At 69.4% G+C, this 21,535-nt stretch carries 25 protein-coding genes and 1 pseudogene; 15 read left to right on the forward strand and 11 right to left on the reverse strand.

Translation table 11 applies throughout. The features are described 5' to 3' along the window. Positions 1-195: 195 nt before the first annotated feature. Positions 196-582: an HsmA family protein gene (locus tag AC1DU4_RS22940; RefSeq protein WP_477843775.1), complete on the reverse strand. Its 387-nt coding sequence runs from the start codon at positions 580-582 to the stop codon at positions 196-198. 208 nt (positions 583-790) lie between these two features. Here AC1DU4_RS22940 and AC1DU4_RS22945 point away from each other — a divergent pair, with 208 nt between their 5' ends. After that, positions 791-1,591, forward strand: a complete 801-nt coding sequence (locus tag AC1DU4_RS22945) for a CPBP family intramembrane glutamic endopeptidase (protein WP_477843776.1) — start codon at positions 791-793, stop codon at positions 1,589-1,591. 109 nt (positions 1,592-1,700) lie between these two features. Continuing rightward, on the forward strand, positions 1,701-2,189 hold the full coding sequence (locus AC1DU4_RS22950; protein ID WP_477843778.1) for an SRPBCC family protein: 489 nt from the start codon (positions 1,701-1,703) through the stop codon (positions 2,187-2,189). A gap of 130 nt (positions 2,190-2,319) precedes the next feature. On the opposite strand, the gene AC1DU4_RS22955 is transcribed toward AC1DU4_RS22950, so the two are convergent. After that, entirely contained in the window at positions 2,320-3,693 is a 1,374-nt protein-coding gene (locus AC1DU4_RS22955; RefSeq protein WP_477843780.1) for a flavin-containing monooxygenase, read from the reverse strand. Between the two features lie 54 nt (positions 3,694-3,747). Here AC1DU4_RS22955 and AC1DU4_RS22960 point away from each other — a divergent pair, with 54 nt between their 5' ends. Further along, complete coding sequence (locus tag AC1DU4_RS22960; RefSeq protein ID WP_477843782.1) at positions 3,748-4,668, forward strand: poly(ethylene terephthalate) hydrolase family protein; 921 nt, start codon at positions 3,748-3,750, stop codon at positions 4,666-4,668. Between the two features lie 45 nt (positions 4,669-4,713). Here the strand turns inward: AC1DU4_RS22960 and AC1DU4_RS22965 are convergent, their stop codons facing one another. The 3 genes from AC1DU4_RS22965 to AC1DU4_RS22975 all read right to left on the reverse strand — a co-directional run bounded on the left by AC1DU4_RS22965 (position 4,714) and on the right by AC1DU4_RS22975 (position 6,392). Continuing rightward, a complete protein-coding gene (locus AC1DU4_RS22965) occupies positions 4,714-4,875 on the reverse strand; it encodes a hypothetical protein (RefSeq protein WP_477843784.1) in 162 nt (53 codons plus the stop codon). A 41-nt stretch (positions 4,876-4,916) separates the two neighbouring features. After that, entirely contained in the window at positions 4,917-5,048 is a 132-nt protein-coding gene (locus tag AC1DU4_RS22970) for a hypothetical protein (protein ID WP_477843786.1), read from the reverse strand. 99 nt (positions 5,049-5,147) lie between these two features. After that, positions 5,148-6,392 (reverse strand): MFS transporter, encoded by a 1,245-nt coding sequence (locus tag AC1DU4_RS22975; protein ID WP_477843788.1) that lies wholly within the window; start codon positions 6,390-6,392, stop codon positions 5,148-5,150. A 79-nt stretch (positions 6,393-6,471) separates the two neighbouring features. On the opposite strand from AC1DU4_RS22975, the gene AC1DU4_RS22980 reads away from it, so the two are divergent. Beyond that, positions 6,472-7,371, forward strand: coding sequence for a LysR family transcriptional regulator (locus AC1DU4_RS22980; RefSeq protein ID WP_477843790.1), 900 nt, complete (start codon positions 6,472-6,474; stop codon positions 7,369-7,371). 183 nt (positions 7,372-7,554) lie between these two features. Then, positions 7,555-8,178, forward strand: a complete 624-nt coding sequence (locus tag AC1DU4_RS22985; RefSeq protein WP_477843792.1) for a LysE family translocator — start codon at positions 7,555-7,557, stop codon at positions 8,176-8,178. A 26-nt stretch (positions 8,179-8,204) separates the two neighbouring features. Here AC1DU4_RS22985 and AC1DU4_RS22990 read toward each other — a convergent pair whose 3' ends face one another. Next, positions 8,205-9,014, reverse strand: coding sequence for a class I SAM-dependent methyltransferase (locus AC1DU4_RS22990; protein ID WP_477843794.1), 810 nt, complete (start codon positions 9,012-9,014; stop codon positions 8,205-8,207). Positions 9,015-9,182: 168 nt separating this feature from the next. Here AC1DU4_RS22990 and AC1DU4_RS22995 point away from each other — a divergent pair, with 168 nt between their 5' ends. Next, positions 9,183-9,806, forward strand: coding sequence for a class I SAM-dependent methyltransferase (locus tag AC1DU4_RS22995; RefSeq protein ID WP_477843796.1), 624 nt, complete (start codon positions 9,183-9,185; stop codon positions 9,804-9,806). 271 nt (positions 9,807-10,077) lie between these two features. Here the strand turns inward: AC1DU4_RS22995 and AC1DU4_RS23000 are convergent, their stop codons facing one another. The 3 genes from AC1DU4_RS23000 to AC1DU4_RS23010 all read right to left on the reverse strand — a co-directional run bounded on the left by AC1DU4_RS23000 (position 10,078) and on the right by AC1DU4_RS23010 (position 11,966). Next, positions 10,078-10,563: an SRPBCC family protein gene (locus AC1DU4_RS23000; RefSeq protein ID WP_477843798.1), complete on the reverse strand. Its 486-nt coding sequence runs from the start codon at positions 10,561-10,563 to the stop codon at positions 10,078-10,080. Positions 10,564-10,566: 3 nt separating this feature from the next. Then, on the reverse strand, positions 10,567-10,908 hold the full coding sequence (locus tag AC1DU4_RS23005) for an ArsR/SmtB family transcription factor (protein ID WP_477843800.1): 342 nt from the start codon (positions 10,906-10,908) through the stop codon (positions 10,567-10,569). Positions 10,909-11,057: 149 nt separating this feature from the next. Beyond that, the gene (locus AC1DU4_RS23010) at positions 11,058-11,966 is read right to left on the reverse strand and encodes a hypothetical protein (RefSeq protein WP_477843802.1); all 909 of its coding nucleotides are present in this window, start codon (positions 11,964-11,966) and stop codon (positions 11,058-11,060) included. Between the two features lie 259 nt (positions 11,967-12,225). Here AC1DU4_RS23010 and AC1DU4_RS23015 point away from each other — a divergent pair, with 259 nt between their 5' ends. From AC1DU4_RS23015 to AC1DU4_RS23025, 3 genes are read left to right on the forward strand one after another with little or no spacing between them, the layout of a single operon-like run. Continuing rightward, positions 12,226-12,747 (forward strand): cysteine hydrolase family protein, encoded by a 522-nt coding sequence (locus tag AC1DU4_RS23015; RefSeq protein ID WP_477843804.1) that lies wholly within the window; start codon positions 12,226-12,228, stop codon positions 12,745-12,747. An 11-nt stretch (positions 12,748-12,758) separates the two neighbouring features. Beyond that, positions 12,759-13,193, forward strand: coding sequence for a MerR family transcriptional regulator (locus AC1DU4_RS23020; protein WP_477843806.1), 435 nt, complete (start codon positions 12,759-12,761; stop codon positions 13,191-13,193). Further along, positions 13,190-14,224, forward strand: a complete 1,035-nt coding sequence (locus tag AC1DU4_RS23025; RefSeq protein ID WP_477843808.1) for an aldo/keto reductase — start codon at positions 13,190-13,192, stop codon at positions 14,222-14,224. Before AC1DU4_RS23020 ends, AC1DU4_RS23025 begins: the two co-directional genes overlap by 4 nt. A gap of 24 nt (positions 14,225-14,248) precedes the next feature. On the opposite strand, the gene AC1DU4_RS23030 is transcribed toward AC1DU4_RS23025, so the two are convergent. Then, positions 14,249-14,872 carry an IMPACT family protein gene (locus AC1DU4_RS23030; RefSeq protein ID WP_477843810.1) on the reverse strand — a complete coding sequence of 208 codons (624 nt, stop codon included), beginning with the start codon at positions 14,870-14,872 and terminating at the stop codon, positions 14,249-14,251. Between the two features lie 173 nt (positions 14,873-15,045). Here AC1DU4_RS23030 and AC1DU4_RS23035 point away from each other — a divergent pair, with 173 nt between their 5' ends. The 6 genes from AC1DU4_RS23035 to erm all read left to right on the forward strand — a co-directional run bounded on the left by AC1DU4_RS23035 (position 15,046) and on the right by erm (position 21,204). Beyond that, a complete protein-coding gene (locus AC1DU4_RS23035) occupies positions 15,046-15,999 on the forward strand; it encodes an STM4015 family protein (RefSeq protein ID WP_477843812.1) in 954 nt (317 codons plus the stop codon). Beyond that, on the forward strand, positions 15,996-17,090 hold the full coding sequence (locus AC1DU4_RS23040; RefSeq protein WP_477843814.1) for an STM4014 family protein: 1,095 nt from the start codon (positions 15,996-15,998) through the stop codon (positions 17,088-17,090). Before AC1DU4_RS23035 ends, AC1DU4_RS23040 begins: the two co-directional genes overlap by 4 nt. Then, positions 17,077-17,943: an STM4013/SEN3800 family hydrolase gene (locus AC1DU4_RS23045; RefSeq protein ID WP_477843816.1), complete on the forward strand. Its 867-nt coding sequence runs from the start codon at positions 17,077-17,079 to the stop codon at positions 17,941-17,943. The genes AC1DU4_RS23040 and AC1DU4_RS23045 overlap by 14 nt, the downstream gene beginning before the upstream one ends. Then, a complete protein-coding gene (locus tag AC1DU4_RS23050; protein ID WP_477843818.1) occupies positions 17,940-19,304 on the forward strand; it encodes an STM4012 family radical SAM protein in 1,365 nt (454 codons plus the stop codon). Before AC1DU4_RS23045 ends, AC1DU4_RS23050 begins: the two co-directional genes overlap by 4 nt. A 2-nt stretch (positions 19,305-19,306) precedes the next feature. Beyond that, a complete protein-coding gene (locus AC1DU4_RS23055) occupies positions 19,307-20,173 on the forward strand; it encodes an STM4011 family radical SAM protein (protein WP_477843820.1) in 867 nt (288 codons plus the stop codon). A 218-nt stretch (positions 20,174-20,391) separates the two neighbouring features. Beyond that, on the forward strand, positions 20,392-21,204 hold the full coding sequence (gene erm, locus AC1DU4_RS23060; protein ID WP_477843822.1) for a 23S ribosomal RNA methyltransferase Erm: 813 nt from the start codon (positions 20,392-20,394) through the stop codon (positions 21,202-21,204). A gap of 168 nt (positions 21,205-21,372) precedes the next feature. Here erm and AC1DU4_RS23065 read toward each other — a convergent pair. Further along, positions 21,373-21,535 (reverse strand): annotated as a pseudogene (locus tag AC1DU4_RS23065) (putative immunity protein); the annotation flags it as partial.

Consider the following 21,535-nt stretch of genomic DNA (forward strand, 5'->3'; position numbering starts at 1 on the left):
GGCGATGTGGGCCTTGGGCCAGCCGTCTCGGTGGCGCTCGACGATGAGCATTCTCCCGAGATACGTGGTGCGGGCATTACGGTGGGGCACGAGAACCTCCGGTGGGAAGTGGGCCTTCGACAAGCCACACCTCAACCGGAGGTTCTCTTCACATCAAGCCGACACGCCTGTTACCAACGTCTTGGCCGGGTACAGCTAGCCGGTCATGGCGCCGATGGCCCCAGTGAAGTAGGGCACCAGCCAGATCGACCACACGACCAGGCTGAACTGGTGGAACTTCGCCTTCTCGGAGGGTCGATCGCGGAGCAGGACAATGACGGCCCACACCAGGTGAATGGCCATGAGCACGATCGCCAGGGCTCCGGTGACGATCATGATCTGGTCGAAGGTGGATGTTCCGGTCTCCGATGACTCGTCGGAGATCTTGCTCATCAGGAAGGTACCGGTGGCGTCGCAGACCAGGCCGAGCGCGAAGGCGCCGGCATGCCACCACTTCAGGGTCTTCTGGATGCGTTCCGACCACACGCCGATCGAATAGAAGACCAGGGCAAAGGTGATGACGATGATCGCGGTGGCCAGCATGTCCCGAGACTAGCCGGGGCCTGTTGCCGATCCGCGACGCCTCGCTGCCGCTGTCGCCGAAAGCTGAGACAAGGATCTGCGAGAACTCTCGACGAGACGCTGGTGGGGCCAAGCGTTGAGACAGGGGCGGGATGACCCCTGGGTATCAGGAACGGTCGATACCGAGGGTTGATGTGCTCCCGGGGGGCGCCGCGCGAGGCTCTGATGCATGACTTCACGACCGCCCCGGATGTGGGCGCCGACAACGGTTTACACGCTGGTCGTGTTTCTGGTCGGCGGCATCCTCGTCGCCACGCAGTCCGTGACCGGCCCCGATGCAGACCTGCTCGAGTTGGTGCAGTTCGCACCCGCGGTCGCGGCGGCGGTGGTCCTGCTGGCGTGGCGGGGCCGGTGGGTTGCACCGCTCGAGATGAGTCTGTGGCGGCCCGACACGGCTCTGGCGGCCACCGCCGCCGGATCGGTGCTCGTCGTCCTGGCCTTGCCCGCGGTGGTGTTGGTCGCGCTCGGCGGCAGCGTCAGCCTCTCCGCGGTGCACGCCGGGTCGGCGTCGATCGGACTGCTCGTCCTCGCGCAGTGTGTCGGCGCCTGCGGCGAAGAGATTGGATGGCGCGGTTTCCTGCAGCCCCATCTGCGCAGCAGGTACTCCGTACTGGTCACCGGCGTGCTGGTCGGGACCGTGTGGGGGGTGTGGCATGTGCAGATCTTCACGGTCGGGCTCGCGTATGCGGCCGCCTTCCTGATGGCGACGATTGCCATGTCGGTGCTGTTGGCGGTCCTCTTGGACCCGTTCCGCGGCGGGAACCTGCTTGTCGCCACCCTGTTCCATGCCGTCGTCAACCTGGGACTGCTGTCGTTCGGCGATGCCGGCGGCCGGGAGCCGCTGCTCTGGACGTCGATGGCGGTCGGCGCCGCGTGCTGCGCCGCCGTGATCGCGGCGGTCAGGACCTTCAGAGGTCGCTCAGGCTCGGCGAACGTGGACACGGCCGGAGCGGCCCCAATCCACATATGACCCAGCACGACCCGCCGTTGGTGAACCCCTCTCTCCTCTTCTGTCTCTACTCACATAGCATCGGCACCGCCTAGCCCTCGCACACCGAATCCAGCCCCGGAGGAGCCTCATGCGTCTGCGCGATACCCCAACCGTCGAGGTCTCCGAACGCCTGGACTGCAGTCCCGAGCACGCCTGGGCGCTGATCACCGACATCGAGCTGCCCACCCGCGCCGACGGCGAACTGCAGCGGGTGGAGTGGCTGGACGGGGCGACCGGGGTCGCCGTCGGCGCTCGATTCCGTGGGTACAACGCCAACCCGCAGGCGGGAGAGTGGCACACCGAGCCGGAGATCACCGAGGTCGAGGACGGTCGCCGCTGGGTGTGGCGTGTCGGCCCAGCGGAGGAGCCGCTGGCAGTCTGGGGCTTCGAGGTCGACTCCGACGGCGACGGCGCGGTCGTTCGACAGTGGGCAAAGGCGGGCACGGGGCGGTCACCGCTCTCCGACTTCATCGAGCAGTACCCGGACAAGGAGGGCACGATTCTCGCCCACCGGTTGGCCGTGTGGCGGGACGGCATGGCCGCCAACCTCGCGGTCCTCAAGCAGCTCGCCGGCTGACGCACCAGACCGTCGGCATACTTGTGTGATCAGGCGCCCTCGTCAGGCGTGATTGTCGGCCGGTCCACCACCCAGTTCATGCCGCTTGCGGGCCAGTCACCATGACCGCGCGTGCCCGTCGCACTGCCGGTCACCGCGCGGCGCTGGCACGGCGGGCACCGCGCCGTCGCTCCCGCTCGAGACTCCAGAGGTAGTGCTCGAAGTCGACCTCCATGGTGTGCCGTGGCGAGTTGTAGAACCGCCGCTTGGCGCGATCGTGCTCGGCCGTCATCTGCGACCGGATCTCGGCGTCGGGCGGCGGTAGGTACCGGCCGGCGAGGGTCTCGGCGATCCACGCGCCCTGCGCCTCGGCGAGCGGCATCACCGCGCCGAGCGGCTGCAGAAGCCCGACGAAGTACAGGCCGGGAAGATCCGGGTGCACAGTTCGCTTCCACAGCGGCAGGTCGTTCTCGGGGGCGGCGACGAGCTCCGAGTCGAAGAACGGAAAGCTCACCCGGTAGCCGGTGGCCCACACGATCAGGTCGGCCCGGGACCGGGTCCCGTCCTCGAAAACGACTGTGTCGCCGTCGAACCGGTCGATCTTCGGACGTGGGGTGATCGCACCGGCCTGCAGTCGCGCGCGGATCTGCTCGGACTGCACCGGGTGCGCTTGACCGGGCCGATGTGTCGGCCGCGGGAGCCCGTAGCGGGTCAGGTCACCGGCCGTGAGGGCGGTGACGCGGAGCCCGGCAGAGATCGCCCAGCCCGGCATCCAGCCCGGCATCACAAATCGGTCGGCGGGCTTGCCGAGCAGCATCTTGCGCATCACCCAGTGGCTGCGACGCACCGCCAGCGTGGTGCTGCGTGCGACCTTGGACGCCTCGACTGCAATGTCGAGACCCGAGTTCCCCATGCCCACGACCACCACGTCGCGGCCGGCCAGCTGGTCGGCGGTGCGGTAGTCGTGGGAGTGGATCTGCTCGCCGGTGAAGCTCCCCGGAGTGGGGTCCGGCCAGCGGGCGTCCCAGTGGTGCCCGTTCGCAACCAGCACGGCGTCGTAGCTCTCCACGCGCTCGCCGGCGGGGCCGGTCGTACGCACCGACCACGTGCCGTCCGGCGCCTGCTCGACCTGCTCGACGGTGGTGCCGAAGGTGATGGTGTGCCGGAACCCGAAATGCTCCACGTAGGACTCGAAGTAGGCCCGGACCTGGTCGTGCCGCGCGTAGGGCGGATAGTCGGCGGGCATCGGGAAGTCCGAGAACGCCATCCGCGGGCAGGACGTGTTGATCTCCAGCGTCTCGTAGCAGGCGGACACGCCGTTCGGGTTGTCGTATACCCAGTTGCCGCCGATCACGCTGCCCTGCTCGAAGCAGTCGAACGGGATGCCGGCGACGTGGAGCGCCTTCGCCGCGGCGATGCCCGACGACCCCGCACCGATGACGCACACGCGGGGCCGGGTCTCGACGTTCGGAGCCGGGGTGGTGGCGGCCGGGGCGCTGCGCCGGGGTTCGACAGATTTGGGCATGGCGGCCATGTTCGCACGAGATTCCGCGACCGATGCTGGGTAGGATGGGTTTTCGTGACGATACGGCGACCTCTGCTGCCCACCACCCGACGCACCCGGACACTGCTCCTCGCCGCGATCATCGCGATGCCGATGGCGTCCGGATTCTCAGCCCCGGCCCTCGCATCGGTTCCCGCGGCAGGTCCCACGGCACCGGCGGCTCCCGCCGCTCCGGAACGGCAATCCGTCAGCGAGCGCTATGCGGCCGCAGGCATCCACGCCGTCACATCGGTCGCGGTGCCCGGATACCAGGTGTTCCATCCCGCCGACATCGCCACCAGCCCCGAGCGCCATCCGGTGGTCACCTTCGGCAACGGAAGCCACGCGACGTACGAGCAGTACGAGGAGTTGCTACGCCACCTGGCCTCCTGGGGCTTCGTCGTCGTGGTCGCCGACAGCAGCGTCACCGGCGACGGGACCGAGATCCTGGCGGCAGCGCGGTACATCGTGGCGCAGAACGACAACCCGGAGAGCGTCTTTCACGATCGCATCGACGTCGCGAACGTCGCCGCCGTCGGACACTCGCAGGGCGCCGGGGGATCGATCAATGCCAGCACCGACTCCGACGGACTCATCACCTCCACCGCCGTGCTCGACCTGCCCGATCCCTGGTGGGCCACCCGGCCCGTCGACGTGGTCGACGTGACTCGACTGACAGGTCCGGTGTTCTACCTGACCGGGGCAGAGGATCCTGTCTCGACGGCCATACCGCAGGCCGCCTATCACGCCGTGAGCCCGGTGCCGGCGGCTCGCGGCCGCCTGCTGGGGGTGGGGCACAACTGGCCCACCGACGGAGGTGGATTCCGCGGGTACCTCACCGCGTGGCTGCGCTTCACCCTCACCGCCGACACCGACGCCGCACGCGCCTTCGTCGGTCCGGCACCGGAACTGCTGACCGACCCACGGTGGGACGGGACTGCGGTCAAGGGCTTGTGAATCGACGGTTCCGGGGCGCGGCGCCGATCGAGTCGTCGCCGTCCTTCACCATGACGTAGGTGAGCCGCCCGATGTGGCGGGCAGGACCATAGCCGTGTCTCCCTGCACCGCAACCTCTCTCAGGTCGAGCACGTGCTTGATGCAGGCCACGATCGCGACGTCCTCGCGGAGGAGACGGATGCCCTCGATGTCGACCGTGGTGGCCACGTCGGCCAGCGGTGGCGGTGGCGCGCAACCGGCCGGGGTGATCAGTAGGCGACGGTGAACCGGACCCGGCAGTGTGCCGGCCGTTCGGCCTCGTCGAGCAGTGCCATCGCGAGGTCCTCCGTGGAGATCACCGACTCGCCTGCGGGGCCGACCAGCAGGTCGTCCGCGCCCAACCGGGTACCGGCCGGTGCGCCTACCCGCCTCCAGGGCCCTCGTTGTTTCACTCCCACCGGATTGGGACTGGAAGACCGGACCGCCCGGAATCGGTGCGATCACGCTGACAGGGTCGGACGACGCCGCGCGGTGCTCACGCGTTCGGCGACCCACACCAGGAAGGTGGCGCCGGCCAACGCTCCGCCGAGGACGCTCACCCCGGACCATCCACCACGCACCCAGGCGACGGCGGTCATCGCCGAGCCGACGGCGCCGCCAACGAAGAACGCCGTCATGAACGCGGAGTTCAGCCGGTTGCGGATCTCGGGAGCCAGCGCATAGATGACGTTCTGGTTGCTGTTGAGCACGGACTGCTGCGCAACGGTCAACGCGATCGACCCGCCGAGCAGCCACGCGAGCGAAGTCCCACCGGCGCCGATGGCGATCCAGGACAGGGCCAGCAACGCCGTGCCCACCCCCGCCACCCAGTGCACGTATCCGCGGTCGGCGAGCCGGCCGGCCACCGGGGTGGCGATCGTCCCCGCGACACCGACCAGTCCGAAGAGTCCGATGACCGCCTCCGACCACCGGTAGTGGTCTCCGACCAGCAGGAAGGTCACCGCGGTCCAGAACACGTTGAACGAGGCGAGCGAGAGCGCGGCAATGCCTGCACGCCAACGAAGTACGGGTTCGGTCCGCAACAGGACCACGGTCGAGCGGAGCAAGGCGGGGTAGGACATCCCGGCGGGCGTGTGCAGTCGGGGCAGGACGCGCCACAGCAACACCGCCACGACGGCCAGCAGGATCGCGTTGACCCAGTAGACCGTCCGCCAGCCCCCGAACTCGGACAACACCCCCGAGATCGTCCGTGCCAGAAGGCCTCCGAGCAGCAGTCCGCTCATAACCGTCCCCACCACCCGGCCGCGATGCTCGGGCGACGCGAGGGCAACGGCGAATGTCACAAGCACCTGAGCCGACACCGAGGTCACGGCGGCGAGGGCGGTGCCCGCCAGGAGCACGGCGCCGTTGGGCGCGGTGGCCGACATCAGCAGGAACACCGCGGTGGCGCCGAACAACCCCACCGTCAGGCGGCGCCTCTCCAGGAGGTCTCCCAGCGGAAGCAGCAGGATCAGGCCCAGGGCGTAGCCGGCCTGGGCGGCGGTGACGACCAGCGCCGCCATCGACGGGCTGAGTTCGAGGTCCCGGCGGATCACGTCCAGCAGCGGTTGCGCGAAGTAGTTGCCCGCCACCACGAGCCCGGTCGAGACCGACATGAGCAGCAGCAGCCCCCGGCTCAGCCCTCCCCCGGCCTCCGGGGCATCCGCGGGGCCGCGCTGCCCGGTTCGCGTCATCGAGTTCGTCATGCACGCAAGCCTGGCCAAGATTGATCAATGAGTCCAACACATGTTTGTCACCGAAACGATCGTGATTCACGATAGATGGATGGAGCTGCAGCAGATGCGTTACGTAATCGCCGTCGCGGAGACGAAGAACTTCACCCGGGCCGCGGAGCGCTGCCTGGTGGTCCAGTCCGCCCTGAGTCACCAGATTGCCCGCCTGGAGCGCGAACTCGGTGCCAAGCTCTTCGACCGGACCAGCCGTAGGGTTCAACTCACACCCGCCGGCGAGGCATTTCTCCCCGCTGCCCGGCAGAGCGTGGAAGCCGCCGAGCGAGCCCGCGCGGAGGTCACAGCCGCCGCCGGCGAGATCCGGGGCCGGCTCGCGATCGGCGCGATCCCGACTGTCGGCGCGATCGACCTCGCCGCGTCGCTGAGGGACTTCCGTTCGCTCCACCCGCAGGTGCGGATCAGCCTGCGGATGGGCGCGAGCGGCGACCTGGTCGACCACGTCCGGCAGGGCGCCCTGGACGTCGCCTTCCTCGGTTTGGCGCCGGGCATCCAGCCGACGGGGGTGCGAAGGATCGAGCTTGCGCGTGGCGAATTGGTTGCGCTGGTGCCCGCAGGCCACCCGCTGGCCGAGGACCACGAGGTGGACCTACGCCGGCTGTCCGGCGAGACATTCGTCGATTTCCCGGCGGGATCCGGCGGCCGCGCGCAGTCCGACGAGGCCTTCGCGGCGGCCGGCGTTCGGCGCGAGGTCGCCTTCGAGGTGATGGCCGTGGACTTCTTCGCGCGCCTGATTCGGCAGGGCCTGTGCATCGGCCTGCTGCCCGCATCCGTGGTGTCGCAGTTCCCCGACCTGTGTGTCGTCGAGCTGCTCGACCCCCCGACGAGGGTCGAGCACCTGGTGTGGAGCCGGCGGCGGCCGGCGCCGGCGGCCGCGGCCTACCTGTCCGGGCTGGGAGTCGCGGAGGAGGACCTGCAGTCCGCACCCGGAAGCTGACCGCTGAGGAGACCGAGGCCGCCCACGCGAACAGCGGCCGCGCCGACTTCCGGACCGCCCGACCTCGGGCAAGTGGGCCCAGCGGCCGACCAAGCAGTCCACTCACTCCCAAGTGGATCTTGGCGCCGGAACCCACCCGAGGTTGACTCGACAAGTCCGCATGACGAGTCAAAGGAATCGACGATGGTGACAACGGCCGCGATGGCAGGAGTGGCACTCGTTGCTCTGACAATGGTCCTGACCCCGGGACCCAACATGATCTACCTCGCCTCTCGCAGCATCAGCCAGGGGCGGCGTGCGGGAATGTTGTCGCTCAGCGGGGTGGCCGTCGGCTTCCTCGCCTATCTGACTGCTGCCTCACTCGGACTCACCGCCGTGTTCTTCGCTGTCCCCGCACTGTTCGTCGTGATCAAGACTGCCGGCGCGGCCTACCTGGGCTATCTCGCCTGGCGCATGCTCAGACCAGGCGGAAGGTCCGCGTTCGAAGTCTCAAACCTGGAGCGCCACAGCAGTTTCCGACTCTTCGGAATGGGATTTGTCACCAACATCCTCAATCCGAAGATCGCCCTGATGTATGTCGCACTCATCCCACAGTTCGTCGATCCGTCACGCGGCCCCGTCTGGCAGCAGTCCCTCCTCCTGGGAACCATCCAGATCCTGGTCGCGGTGACCGTCAATGCCATGATCGTCCTGGCGTCGTCGTCCATCTCGTCGTTTCTCACACGGCGGCCGGTCTGGTTGAGCATCCAGAAGTGGCTCGCCGGGGGGATACTCGGAGTGTTCGCGGTGCGGATGGCGCTGGACTGAGTACCCCGGCCTGGTTGCCGCGGGCGCTACACGCTTACGCGGCAGAGGATCTCGCTGTGGACCAGGGCGAACCAACCGTCGTCGTCGGCGGACCAGGTTCGCCAGCCTCCCGAGAGGCGCGCGAGGTCATCCGGGGTGGCGAGTCCCAGTTCGACGGCCCGGTCGGCGTAGTTCGAGTGCAGGACCCGGTCGGCCCACGACCCGCCCCACCATTCCCTGTCGTCGTCGGACGAGAAGCACCACGTGCTCGCCGTTGCGACCACGTCGTCGAGGCCGGCGGCGTGCGCCCAGGCACGGAGGCGCCTGCCGGCGTCGGGCTCGCCGCCGTTCGCGCGGGCGATGTCCTTGTAGAGCGACAGCCACTGGTCGAGCTCGGGATTCTCGGGGTACCAGGTGAAGGTGGCGTAGTCGGCATCACGGGCCGCGACGATGCCGCCCGGCCGGCAGACGCGCGCCATTTCGCGCAGCGCCTGCACCGGGTCGCCGACGTGTTGCAGGACCTGATGGGCGTGGACGACGTCGAAGGTGTCGTCGGGGAAATCGAGCGCGTGGATGTCGGAGACGACCGCCTCCACGTTGGTGACGCCGCGCCGTGCGAATTCCTCCCGGGCGAGGTCGAGTGCGCCGTCGGTCTTTTCGACGGCGGTGACCTGCGCGACGAGTCCAGCGAGGTCGGCGGTGATTGTCCCGGGACCACATCCGACGTCGAGGAGGGCCATGTCCGGCCGCAGGCTCGACAGCAGGTACGCAGCGGAGTTCGCGGCCGTCCGCCATCGATGATTGCGCAGCACGGACTCGTCGTGACCGTGCGTGTAAACGGTTTCCTCGTTGCCCATGGTTCAAGCGTACGCGTTTGTTCACTTGATGGGATCATAATCCCGTAATGCGAGATTCTCAGTGCGCGCCATCGAGCCCGCCCGCGCAACGCAAGTCGCCGGCCCAATACCCTGCGTGACCGTAGAATGCTGGGACAGGCGGGAATTGCGAGCAACGGGGAGGCTGTCATGGGGTTCTATGGGGATCAGATCGTTCCACGACTGGTGAACAGCTCGTGTGGGATGTCATTGACCGAACCGTCACGGAAGCGGGTGTGCGCCGGACTGCACGGTCGCGTGATCGAGATCGGGTTCGGGTCCGGTCTCAATGTTCCGTTCTACCCGTCCACCGTCGATTCCGTCAGCGCCGTCGAACCCGCGGACCTGGCGTGGAAGCTGGCCGGCAGACGACTCGCGGCCTCCCCCGTCCCCGTCGAACGCTCCGGACTGGACGGCCAGTCACTTCCCTTCCCCGACAACACCTTCGACACCGCACTGTCGACCTGGACGATGTGCACCATCCCCGACGTGGACGCCGCCCTGCGCGAGGTGCGGCGGGTCCTGAAGCCGGGCGGCACCCTGCATTTCGTCGAACACGGTCGCGCCCCGCACGAGAAGGTCCGACGCTGGCAGCACCGCTTCGAACCGATCCAGAAGGCCCTTGCGGGCGGCTGCCACCTCACCCGCGAGATCCCCGCTCTCGTGCGAGCAGCCGGGTTCGAGATCCGCGACCTCGACACGTTCTACGAGAAGGGCGCCCCGAAGATCATGGGCGCCCTGTCGCTCGGGGTCACCGAGCCCCTCGTCGGTTGATCTCCGCGCCCCTGGGCCGGTCGCCGCTCGACAACCCTCAGGATGACTCTCCGTAGCGGGTGGCGATCGCGGCGGCGCGGTTGCACAGGGCAATCCCCGGCCAGATGGTCGAGCTCGAGGAAACCGCCTTCGGGTGATGCCATCTCGCCGCCTCCGGCAGGGCCGCCGGAGGCGGCGAGCAGCAGGCCACCCGACCCGGGGCCGGCGATCAACCCGCGCTCGGCCGGGCCGCCCCCGAGACCCTGGGGGGCGGTCCGGCGCCGGCGCGCTCTCAGGCTGCGATCAGGTCGTCGATCTGGTTGATCGCCGACGAGGCACCCTCGACCACACCCATGTCCAGCACCTGCTGCAACGCCTCGGCGGACTCGTAGGTGCTCACGTAGGTCGCGCGCGTGCCGCCGTCGTGCTCGGCGAAGGTGAAGACGTTCTTCGAGACCGGCATCGCGGGGTTCGGGTTGAAATCCTCGTCGGCGAAACCGTCGTCGAACGAGAAGCTCGTCGGCTCGTCGACCGCCGAGATCTCCCAGTAGCCGGCGAACTTGTCGCCGTCCGGGCCGGTCATGAAGTACGTGACGCGGCCACCCGGTGTGAGCGCGTGGTCGACCACGGTCGCCGGGTAGGTCGGCGGGCCCCACACCTTCTCCAACTGGCGCGGGTCGGCGTAGACCTGCCAGACGCGCTCCACTGGCGCGGCGAAGTCTGCGGTGATGGTCAGGGTCCGGTTGTCGAGGTCCTGCTGGACGTCGGTCACAGGCATGGTTCAGCCCTCCTTGGGCGAGTCGAACGCGATGAGTTCGTCGATACGTGCGATACGGCCGCGCCACACCTGCTCCAACTCGGTGAGCATGGCCGCCACCGACCGCAACGCCGTCACGTCGCCGCTGGCGAGATGCTCTCGACCGCTGCGTCGCTTGGTGATCAGGCCGGCCTTCTCCAACACGGCGACGTGCTTCTGCACCGCGGCGAAGCTCATCTCGTACTTCGCGGCGAGCGCGGAAACCGAGTGCTCCCCGGCCAGCACCCGACGCATGATGTCGCGCCGCGTCCGGTCGGCCAGCGCACGGAACAGGGCGTCCGCGCGGTCCTCGTCGTCTCCGTTCACACAACAAACCTACAACCAATTGGTTGTATGTTGTCAACCCCTGGCGCGGCGTTGACGCGGGCCGACGAGACCCGAGAGACCGGTCCAATCAGGCGTGCCGGACCTACGACCGGTGGACGGCGAGACCTCGCCGGGGCTCCGGAATCGAATCACCGGAAGTAGGACGCGTAGTCGCTGAAAGGAACCTGGCCGGTGGGGCTCGACCTGACGGCGTCGGCAACCGCCGAGGGAATGGGGGCCCAGTGGGCAGGCATTGCGGCCGCCAGGGAGGGCTTCAATATGTAGAGCAGGGCGAAGTTCACTGTCCACAGCGGCGGCGCCATCGACATGCCCACCTCCGAGCTCGCACCCCCCTTGGTGTTGGTCACCAGTTGAGCTGCGCCCGAAATCTGTTGCGCCGCGAAGCCGTAGACCGCCTGCACCGTGTACGCCGACCGGTAGAGCGCTGTCAGGGTCCGTGTCGCACCGTTGTCCCTCAGCCACGTGCCCACAAACCCGCCGGGGGCGATCAGGGAGTTCACCTGCCTCGTCGGCGCGTCCGCGTTGGCCGGACTCTCCAGCAGTCCCCCGGTGTTCACGTAGAGCCCGTAGCTGGCCAGAACCGACGGTGTGGGGTGGCCGTCGACGTCGGCGTAGAGGGGACGACCGGTCGTATTGGTGAGGATCCGGGCGCATGCATCGATCACCTCGCCGGCCTCGCGGCTGCCGCCCACTCCGCCGCCGGTGACGAGGTCGCGATACTGCTGCTCGGACAGGGCGTCGGCCCTGCTGAGCCCCACCTGGCCGGCAATCTCGTCCGCCGCCTGCTGTCCGAGTGGCTGGTTGAGCTGACCCGGGCCGGTCACCTGTGTCGGCGCCAGGTGCTCGTAGCCGGGCGCCCCGGAAAAGGGGATCGCGAACCCGGTGTCGACGTTCCCTGCGGCTGGTTCGGCGACGGCCGTCTGGGTAGCCGCCTGGGATAGGACGCACGCTCCAACCAGTGCCAGTACCGCGACGGTCCTGCGGCAGGACGTTGCCCCGCGTCGATGCCCCGGACCCGCGAATCCTCTGCCGCGCATACGTCAACCTCCCAGAACACCGTCGGGCGAGCCAACACAAGCTTGCGTCCCAGTCAACGGCCGTGGCTGACGTCGTGTCAAGACCCACGTCGACTCGCGCGGAGACGCTATGGAGCAGGCGATACCGGAACCGCCACAGCGGAAGTGGACGACGACCACCTCCCGTGGCGCTCCCGGTGGGGACTGCCCCGGTTCGGGTGAGCCGACCCTGCGCACGGGGCTTGCGCTGGAGCGCGCTCCAGCCGCTAGCGTGCCGCGAATGGCCGCCACCACCGCACTGATCGAGATCGACTTCCAGCACTGGATCGTCGCGCTGGCGCACGACCGCGAGGTCATCGGCCGGGCGGCGTCGGCCCGCGCCCGGTTTCGGACCGAGGGGGCGGTGGTTGTGTGCACCCGGTACGTGAGCACGGACCCGACCGATCCGATGCGGTCGGATCCGTCGGGCCACGGCGTGTCGTTTCATCCGGAGTTGGCGCCGGAGGAGGGCGATCTGGTGCTGACCAAGTACGAGCGCGACGTCTTCACCAACCCCGACCTGGACACGAACCTGCGCCTGCGCGGGATCACCGATGTCGTACTCACCGGCATCGCGACCGAGCACGGGGTTGCGCTCGCGGCGGGGTCGGCTCGCGCGCTCGGGTACCGCGTGTCCGTCGTCGCCGATGCCTGCGCGGGCACGACGGCCGGGTCCCATCGCCGGGCGCTGGCCGCACTGGCAAAGGAGGGGATCGCGGTAATCCGAGCCGACGCTTGCGCTGGAGTGCACTCCAGCACCTAGCGTCGGTACTCATGACGACGGCACTTGGCATCGCGGAGGTCTCCGAGGCCACCGGGCTGACCCGCGACACGCTTCGCTGGTACGAGCGTGAGGGTCTGATCCCGCGGGTCGAGCGCGGGAGCGACGGGCGCCGCCGATACGACGACGCCTCACTGCGGATGATCCAGCTGATCATTCGGCTCCGCCGCACCGGCATGCCGGTGGCGGAGATCCGGCGGTTCCTCGAACTCTACGAGGAGGGCGCGGCCAGCCACGGACGCCGGATGACGCTGCTGCTCGCGCATCGCGAACGAGTCCTCGCCCAACTCGACCAGCTGCACCAGGACCTCGGCGCGATCGACGACAAGGTCGAGCACTACCGCGGGCTGATCGACCGCGGCCTGGACTGCGGCGACGCGCCGATCACCGACCTCACCGTTCTCGAACGACAAGGAGATTCGCTATGAGTCAGGCATCGACGGTCGACCTCGGCCACGGGCTGGCGGTCAGCCGCATCGGCTTCGGCGGGATGGCGCTGAGCCACGTCTACGGGCCGACCGATCCTTCCGAGGCGCTGACCACCCTGCACCACGCGCTCGACATCGGCGTCACCTTCATCGACACCGCCGACGTGTACGGCCGCCCCCGCCCGGACGCGCTCGGGCCCGCGGGCACCAACGAGGAACTGATCTCCCAGGTGCTGCGCACTCGCCGCGACGAGGTTCAGCTCGCGACCAAGTTCGGAATCACCGGAAGAATCGGTGACCTGCCCGGGGACACGCCGACCCGCGGCGACCGCGACTACGTCCGGTCGGCGTGCGAGGCCTCGCTGCGGCGGCTCGGCACCGACGTCATCGACCTGTACTACATGCACCGGCGTGAGCTCGGCCGGCCGATCGAGGAGACCGTCGGCGCGATGGCCGAACTCGTCGAGGAGGGCAAGGTGCGGCACCTCGGGCTGTCCGAGGTGACCGGCGACGAGCTGCGTGCGGCCGCGGCGGTGCATCCGATCACCGCGGTGCAGAGCGAATGGAGCATCTGGTCGCGCGATGTCGAGCGTCAGGTGGTGCCCGCCGCGATCGAGGTCGGGGCGGGTTTCGTGCCCTACTCGCCGCTCGGTCGCGGATTCCTCACCGGCACGCTGACCAAGGACAGCGTGTCCGGTTCGATGCGCAAGGGACAGCCCCGATTCGACGAGAACTTCGAGGCGAACCAGGTCGTCGTGAACGTGGTGCGCGCGGTCGCCGACGAGGCGTCGTCCACGCCGGCGCAGGTGGCGCTGGCATGGCTGTTGGCACAGGGCGAGCGGCTCGGTGTGCCGGTCGCGCCGATCCCGGGGACCCGCCGGGCGGCGCGGGTCGACGAGAACGCGGGCGCGGTCCGGGTGGTGCTCGGCGACGACCAGATGTCGAGGCTCGACCGCGCGGCGGATCTGGTGACCGGCGATCGCAACCTGACCTTCAATGGACCGCGATGGATCTCGGCGGGGCGAGAGTGACGTCGACACCCGCTCGCGGCCTGCTCACACGTCCACCCACCGCGCACCCGCCGGGACGAGCTCGCCTGCGCCGGCCGTGATTTCGGCAACCGTGTCGGCCAGCCGGGCGGGGTCCCGGGTGGCGAGGGTGAGGGTGACGGCCGCCCCGTAGTCGGTGTCGACGACGGCGACTCCGCGACCGCGGAGTTCGGCCTCCACCCTGCCGGCGGTGTCGTGACCGACCTCGAGTGTCAGCAGCTCGAGGCGTTCGCGGCCGACCAGTGGCGCCGCGTCGACCACCGCCGCCACCGCCCCCGAGTACGCCCGCACGAGCCCACCGGCGCCGAGTTTGACACCACCGAAGTACCGCGTCACGACCACTGCGACGTCGACCAGGTCGCGGGTGCGCAGTACCTGCAGCATCGGCACCCCGGCGGTTCCGCCGGGTTCCCCGTCGTCCCCCGCACGTTCGGCCCGCTCCGAGGGCTCGTTTCCGGTGATGTAGGCCCAACAGTGATGCCGCGCATCGGGATACCGGCGTCGCTGCTCGTCGAGGAAGTCCTGCGCCTCGGCTGCTCGGTCGACACGCCGCAGCACCGCGATGAACCGGGAGTGTTTTACCTCGGTCTCGACCAGGATGTCGGTGCCTGCAGGCAGAGTGAAGGGCATGAGCCATCTTCCCCCGGGTGCATCCCTACGTGTGCACCCCACCGAAGCCGGACTCGATCACCGTCACTGAACACATCTCGAGGTGGCACCCGTCGACCCGGTGGGTTCATCTCGAACTTCGCAAGTCCGGCATAATCCCCGTCTAATCCACCCGAGAACCAGGAGCGCCCCAGGTGATCACAGAGCTGCAGACCGAATTCCACGGCCTTCCCGTCGTGGAGTTCCCCATCGACACTGCCACCGCCCCCACCATGYCCGACCAGGGCCCGGTCGCCTGGCGAATCTCCGTGCCCACGTACGAACCGCCCTTCGACTGGCCGGAGGCGTTCGCAAAGTTCCGTGCCGCGGTCGATCCGGCGAGCGTGCAGGCGATCGTTGTCGGCGGCTGGTCCGATCCGTACGACGAGGGCTCCGCTCCCGTGGTGGCGGCTCTCGCCGCGGCCGCCGGCGAACTGCCCGCATTGCGGTCCCTGTTCCTCGGGGACATGACCTCCGAGGACTGCGAGATCTCGTGGATCGTGCAGTCGGACGTCACCGCCCTGCTGACCGCGTTTCCGCGGCTGGAGCGCCTGGGGGTGCGCGGCGGCAACCAACTGGTGCTGAACCCTGTCCGGCACGAGAACCTGCGCAGCCTGGTGATCGAGACGGGCGGCCTGCCCGCCGACGTGGTCCGGGCCGTCGCCGCCTCGGATCTGCCCGCCCTGACCGCCCTCGAATTGTGGTTGGGCGACGAGAACTACGGTGCCGATTCGACCGTCGAGGATCTCGCCCCGATCCTCTCCGGGGAGAAGCTCCCCCGGTTGACGCGCCTGGCGCTGTCGAACAGTGAGTACCAGGACGAGATCGCGGCCGCCGTCGCGACGGCACCGATCGTTTCGCAGCTGCGCTTCCTGGACCTGTCCAAGGGCATCCTCCTCGACGCGGGCGCCGAGGCGTTGCTCGCGGGGCAGCCGCTCACCCACCTCGAGTCGCTCGACCTGCACCACAACTACCTGAGCGGCGGCATGCGGGAGCGTCTGCGGGCGGCACTCGAACCGTCCGGTGTGAAACTGAACCTCGACGCCGAGGACGCCGACGAGGACGAGTACGACGGAACCATCTACCGGTCGGTCGCGGTCAGCGAATGACCCCTCCCCGCCTGGCGGTAGTGGGCAATCCGGAGAACCGCCGCGTGACGATGCTGCTGGACGCCGCGGCCCGCTCCGGCATGCCCACCCCGCGGGTGGTGTCCTGGCGCGAGGTGCTCACCGAGCGCGGGGCACGGTTCGACCCCGACGAGTTGGTGCGCCTCGACTCGCCCGGCGAAGACGCCGAAGTGGACGCGCTGCTGCGCGGACCCGGAGATCCGACCCGCATCGCCGGCGGATCGCGGTGGTACGCATCGTTGCTCGCCGCGGTCGGAACGCTGCGCGGCGGGCGACGGCTGACCGATCCGGACGATCTGGCCGTGCTGTTCGACAAGCGACGGTGCCACGCGGCCCTCGCGGCCGGGGGTGTCCCGGTGCCGGCCTCCCCCACCTCGGGTGGCGATGCGCCGGTGCCGCGGGACTGGCCGGAGGTGCGCGAATTGGCCGCCGCCGCCGGGTTGCGGCGGTTCTTCGTCAAACCCGCGCACGGATCCTCCGCGGCCGGGGTGATCGCGGTGGAGACCGCCTCCGGTGGCCGGGTGCAGGCCCGCAGCAGCACGGAGATCGCGGTGGACGGTGTCTACAACTCCCTGCGCGTCCGCCGGCTCACGGGCGAGGCCGAGGTAGGAGACCTGGTCGACGCTCTCGCCGGCGAATGCCTGCACATCGAGGCGTGGTTGCCGAAGCCGTCGTGGCGGGGCGCCGCCGCGGACCTACGCATCGTGGTGGTCGCCGGCCGGGCGACCCACGCGGTGCTCCGCACCAGCGCCCACCCCATGACCAACCTGCACCTGGGCGGGCAACGCGGCGACCTGGAGATCGCGCGGGCAGGTTTCGACGCCGCGGGATACGGCTGGGAAAACGCGCTCGCCGTCGCGGAACGGGCCGCCGCACAGTTCCCGCGCACCCTGTGCGTCGGGGTGGACCTGCTGCCCGCGGCGAACTGGCGCGGCGCCGCGGTCGGTGAGGTGAACGCCTTCGGCGACCTGCTCCCGGGACTGAGCGGGCTCCCGGGCCGCGCCGACGGGCTCGACACCTATGCGGCGCAACTGGCCGCGGTCACGGGATGGGCCGATCATGCCGCGGCCTGACGGGGTGCCCGCCGCACCGCCGGAATCGACTGCGGCACAGCCGGACATGAACACCGTCGTCGGCACCGACGACATCCTGCTGGTCACGCTCGATACCCTGCGCTACGACGTGGCCTGCGAGCTCGCGGCCGCCGGGCGGATCCCGAACCTGGCGCGGCACCTGCCCGGCGGCCGATGGGAGGAACGCCACTCCCCCGGCAGCTTCACCTACGCCACGCACCAGGCGATGTTCGCCGGGTTCCTCCCCACCCCGGCCCGGCAGGGGCCGCACCCGCGGCTGTTCGCGGCCGAATTCGCCGGGAGCGAGTCCACTGCGAACGGGACCTTCGTGTTCGCGGAGTCGAATCTGGTCGCGGGCCTTTCCGCCGCCGGCTACCGCACGGTGTGCATCGGCGGTGTCGGCTTCTTCAACCGCCAAGGTGCGCTGGGTTCGGTGCTTCCCGATCTGTTCGACGAGGCGCACTGGTCTCCCGAACTCGGGGTGACCTCGCCGACCTCGTTCGAGGCACAGGTGGACCTGGCCGCACAGGCGGTGGCCCGGCTTCCCGCCGAGCGCCGCCTCTTCCTCTTCGTCAACGTTTCCGCACTGCACCAACCAAACTGGTTCTTCACCGACGGAGCCACCGCCGATCACGGGGACACCCGGGCGACGCACGCGGCGGCGCTGGAGTACGTGGATCGGCACATCGGGCGGCTGTTCGCGGCAATGTCGAGCCGGCGCCGGTGTCTCGCGATCGTGTGCTCCGACCACGGCACCACGTACGGCGAGGACGGGTACACCGGGCATCGGCTCGGCCATCCCGTGGTGTGGACGGTGCCCTACGCCCACTTCTTCCTCGAGGGACCACAATGACTGCGATCGACCTGCCCCTGCCGATGCCTCCGGGCGTGGCCCCGACGGGATACGTTCCGCCGTACCAGAACTACGTGTACGCGTATCCGCACAAGACGGCGTACCGGCCGCTGCACCCGCGTCCAACCCTGACCGAGCTGTGGGCGGACGAACCACAGGACGCACTGTCGCTGTACCTGCATGTGCCGTTCTGCGAGGTGCGCTGCGGCTTCTGCAACCTCTTCACCCGAGTCGGCGCACCGGGCGAGCTGACCACCCGATACCTCGACGCCCTCGAACGGCAGGCCGAGGCGGTGCGCGAGGCCCTGACACCGGCGGCCCGGTTCGCGACGGCGGCGTTCGGCGGCGGGACCCCCACCTACCTGACCGCGGCGGAACTGAACCGGCTGTGCGACATCGCCGAAAGCATGGGCGCCGACCTGCGGGCTGTCCCCCTGTCGGTGGAGGCGTCCCCGGCCACGGCCACCGCCGACCGGCTCGCTGTGCTGGCCGAGCGCGGCGTCACCCGGCTCAGCCTCGGGGTGCAGAGTTTCGACGACACCGAGGCCCGGGCGGCGGTCCGGCCGCAACGGCGCTCGGACGTCGAGGCCGCCCTGCAACGGATCCGCGACGCCGCGATCGCGGTCCTGAACATCGATCTGATCTACGGGATCGACGGCCAGACACCGGAATCCTGGATCGCCTCCCTCGACGCCGCGCTGACCTGGCGTCCCGAGGAGTTGTACCTGTACCCGCTGTACGTGCGGCCGCTGACGGGTCTGGCCCGCCGCGGTGCCGGGCCCGATCCGGCATGGGACGCCCACCGCCTGGACCTGTACCGCCGCGGACGCGATCACCTGATCGCGGCGGGCTACGTCCAGGAGTCGATGCGCATGTTCCGCCGCGCCGACGCACCCGATTTCGGTCCGAACGACTACGCCTGCCAGACCGACGGGATGATCGGACTCGGTTGTGGCGCAAGGTCGTACACCCGAGGGCTGCACTACTCCTTCGACTACGCGGTCGGCGCGACGGAGGTACGCGCCATCATCGACGACTTCGCGGCGGGCACGGTCGAGGACTTCCGCCGCGCCGTGGTGGGCCACGCGATGACCGAGGACGAGGCCCGACGCCGGCACCTGCTGCAGTCCGTGCTGCAGGCCACGGGAATGCCGTTGGCGGACTACCGTTCCCAGTTCGGCGTCGACCCGCACGAGCATTTCGGCACCGAGCTGGACCGGTGGACCGAACGCGGATGGCTTCGCTCCGACGGTGACCGGGTGCAGCTGACCGCACTGGGCCTGGCGTACTCCGACGCCCTCGGACCGGAGCTGTTCTCCCCGCAGGTGCGGGCCGCGATGGCCGAGTACGAAGGCCGCTGACGGTGCTGACCATCCTGTACCGGGGCCCGCTGGCGTCCTGCGACTACGACTGCCCGTACTGCCCCTTCGCCAAACGCCGGGACACCCCCGAACAGCTGCGCGCCGACCGGGCCGCCCTGGAACGGTTCTGCGCGTGGGTGGCGGACCAGGACCGGGAGCTGTCGATCCTGTTCACGCCGTGGGGTGAGGGGCTGGTTCGGTCCTGGTACCGGCGGGCCCTGGTGACGCTGTCGCGACTGCCCCAGGTCCGCAAGGTGGCGATCCAGACCAACCTCAGCTGCCGCACCGGCTGGCTCGCCGACGCCGACCGCGACGCGGTCGCGCTGTGGTGCACGTACCACCCGGGTCAGACGCCCCACGACCGGTTCCTGGCCAAGACCGCCGAGCTGACCGCGCTCGGTGTGCGCTTCAGCGTGGGTGTCGTCGGACTGCCGGAGCATCTCGAGGCGGCCCGGCGGCTGCGCGCCGAGCTGCCCGATTCGGTGTACCTGTGGGTCAATGCCGCCGAGGGCCACGAGTACACCGACGCCGGCGCCGCCGACTGGGTCGGGATCGACCCGCTCTTCGGGTTCAGCCGGCGTCCGCACCGGACGCGGGGGCGCGCGTGCCGCACGGGGGACTCGGTGGTGTCCGTCGACGGCGCCGGCACCGTCCGGCGCTGCCATTTCGTCCCCGAGGAACTGGGCAACCTGTACGACGGATCCTTCGAGCAGGCGTTGCGGCCGCGTCCCTGTCCGCTGGACGTGTGCGACTGCCACATCGGCTACGTGCACGCCGAGCAGCTTCCGATGTACGACGTCTTCGCCGGCGGTGTGCTGGAACGGATCCCGGCGGAGCCGGTGTGGCTGCCGCTTCCCGCGCGTCGATAGCTCAGAAACGATGAGCCATCCGACCGCCGGGTTGCATCTCGATTAAATGCGTTGCGGCGGAAGAGACAACTCCGTACGTTCTGCCGCATGCATTGCCTCTACTTCATCCGCATCCGCCACAGCCGGGCTCTGGCCCGCTAGCGGACCGCCGGTCGCGCTGGCGCGCCCAGGGCCCTTCGAGACCTTCTTTCACTCGAGGACCCGGAAGGGCAGCAGCTGTGGCGTCACAGTCATTCGCACACGGAAACTATTCACACACGCAGACGAAGGCTCGCAGCAAGGGCGGTCACACGCCCAGAGACCGAGCCAGGCGCGAGCTCTCGCAGAACTTCCTGACCGACGGGCGCGCCGTCGACCAGGTGGTCGAGGCGGCAAGACCGGCCGGCCTCGTCCTGGAGCCCGGGTCCGGCAAGGGCGCGCTCACCGTCGCCCTGGCCGGAACCGGAGCCGATGTCGTCGGCTACGAGATCGACCCGCTACTGGCCGTCCAGCTCAAGGCCAGGACCGGGCTCGAGGTCGTCAGGGGCGACTTCACCGCCGCCCGGCCGCCGCGCGAGCCGTTCGCGGTGGTCGGCAACATCCCGTTCTCGATCACGTCGAAGATCGTCGACTGGTGCCTGCGGGCCCCGTCGCTGACATCGGCGACACTTGTCACGCAATTGGAGTACGCACGCAAACGGTCCGGCGACTTCGGCCGCTGGAGCCTGGTCACGGTCGAGAGCTGGCCGTGGTTCACCTGGGAGTTGCTCGGACGGATCGGCCGGGAGAGCTTCAGGCCGGTGCCGTCGGTCGACTCGGCGATACTGCGGATCGAGCGACGGTCCGAACCGCTGGTGGCCGAGGGCCTCGCCTACCAGGACATGGTGAAGTTGGGTTTCGCCGGCATCGGCGGGTCGTTGCACGCATCGTTGTCCACGCGATACGCCGGAGTGGACGACGCCTTCGCACAGGCGGGGATCGCCCACGACACGGTGGTGGCTTTCGTCCATCCAGACCAATGGATCACCCTGGCTGACCGGTTGCTCCGCTGACCGGGCACACCCGGGTGTCGAGCTCCATCGATGCCCGGGTGTGCACGCTTCGCTCGCATGGGTTGGGCTACGCGAACGGGCCGTTGCCGAGGACCTCACTCGACGGTTGTCCCGACAACGACCCGCTAGACCGGCACCGCTCCGCGCGTGGCGGTGCCGGCGACGCACTCAGCAGTCGAACACCGACCAGCAGATGTCGTTCCGCAACCGCTGGTCGTCAAGGACCAGCTCGCGAATTGCGTCCGGGAGCTGGTCGCGCTGCCACTGGCACTCGAGTCGTCCCGCGGCCTCGCCCTCGCCCTCCGGCGCGGCGGCGCGCGCGGCCTTGATC

Source organism: Rhodococcus sp. P4_F5 (assembly GCF_056401315.1).

Excerpts from the sequence above, each read along its gene's own strand:
- AC1DU4_RS23045 (WP_477843816.1), top strand. The coding sequence starts at position 17,077 with ATGCCGCGGCCTGACGGGGTGCCCGCCGCACCGCCGGAATCGACTGCG.
- AC1DU4_RS22995 (WP_477843796.1), top strand. The coding sequence starts at position 9,183 with ATGGGGTTCTATGGGGATCAGATCGTTCCACGACTGGTGAACAGCTCG.
- AC1DU4_RS23050 (WP_477843818.1), top strand. The coding sequence starts at position 17,940 with ATGACTGCGATCGACCTGCCCCTGCCGATGCCTCCGGGCGTGGCCCCG.
- AC1DU4_RS22980 (WP_477843790.1), top strand. The coding sequence starts at position 6,472 with ATGGAGCTGCAGCAGATGCGTTACGTAATCGCCGTCGCGGAGACGAAG.
- AC1DU4_RS23020 (WP_477843806.1), top strand. The coding sequence starts at position 12,759 with ATGACGACGGCACTTGGCATCGCGGAGGTCTCCGAGGCCACCGGGCTG.
- AC1DU4_RS23040 (WP_477843814.1), top strand. The coding sequence starts at position 15,996 with ATGACCCCTCCCCGCCTGGCGGTAGTGGGCAATCCGGAGAACCGCCGC.
- AC1DU4_RS22940 (WP_477843775.1), bottom strand. The coding sequence starts at position 582 with ATGCTGGCCACCGCGATCATCGTCATCACCTTTGCCCTGGTCTTCTAT.
- AC1DU4_RS23000 (WP_477843798.1), bottom strand. The coding sequence starts at position 10,563 with ATGCCTGTGACCGACGTCCAGCAGGACCTCGACAACCGGACCCTGACC.
- AC1DU4_RS22975 (WP_477843788.1), bottom strand. The coding sequence starts at position 6,392 with ATGACGAACTCGATGACGCGAACCGGGCAGCGCGGCCCCGCGGATGCC.
- AC1DU4_RS22950 (WP_477843778.1), top strand. The coding sequence starts at position 1,701 with ATGCGTCTGCGCGATACCCCAACCGTCGAGGTCTCCGAACGCCTGGAC.
- AC1DU4_RS23015 (WP_477843804.1), top strand. The coding sequence starts at position 12,226 with ATGGCCGCCACCACCGCACTGATCGAGATCGACTTCCAGCACTGGATC.
- AC1DU4_RS23030 (WP_477843810.1), bottom strand. The coding sequence starts at position 14,872 with ATGCCCTTCACTCTGCCTGCAGGCACCGACATCCTGGTCGAGACCGAG.
- AC1DU4_RS23010 (WP_477843802.1), bottom strand. The coding sequence starts at position 11,966 with ATGCGCGGCAGAGGATTCGCGGGTCCGGGGCATCGACGCGGGGCAACG.
- AC1DU4_RS22955 (WP_477843780.1), bottom strand. The coding sequence starts at position 3,693 with ATGCCCAAATCTGTCGAACCCCGGCGCAGCGCCCCGGCCGCCACCACC.
- AC1DU4_RS22945 (WP_477843776.1), top strand. The coding sequence starts at position 791 with ATGACTTCACGACCGCCCCGGATGTGGGCGCCGACAACGGTTTACACG.
- AC1DU4_RS23025 (WP_477843808.1), top strand. The coding sequence starts at position 13,190 with ATGAGTCAGGCATCGACGGTCGACCTCGGCCACGGGCTGGCGGTCAGC.
- AC1DU4_RS22985 (WP_477843792.1), top strand. The coding sequence starts at position 7,555 with ATGGTGACAACGGCCGCGATGGCAGGAGTGGCACTCGTTGCTCTGACA.
- AC1DU4_RS22990 (WP_477843794.1), bottom strand. The coding sequence starts at position 9,014 with ATGGGCAACGAGGAAACCGTTTACACGCACGGTCACGACGAGTCCGTG.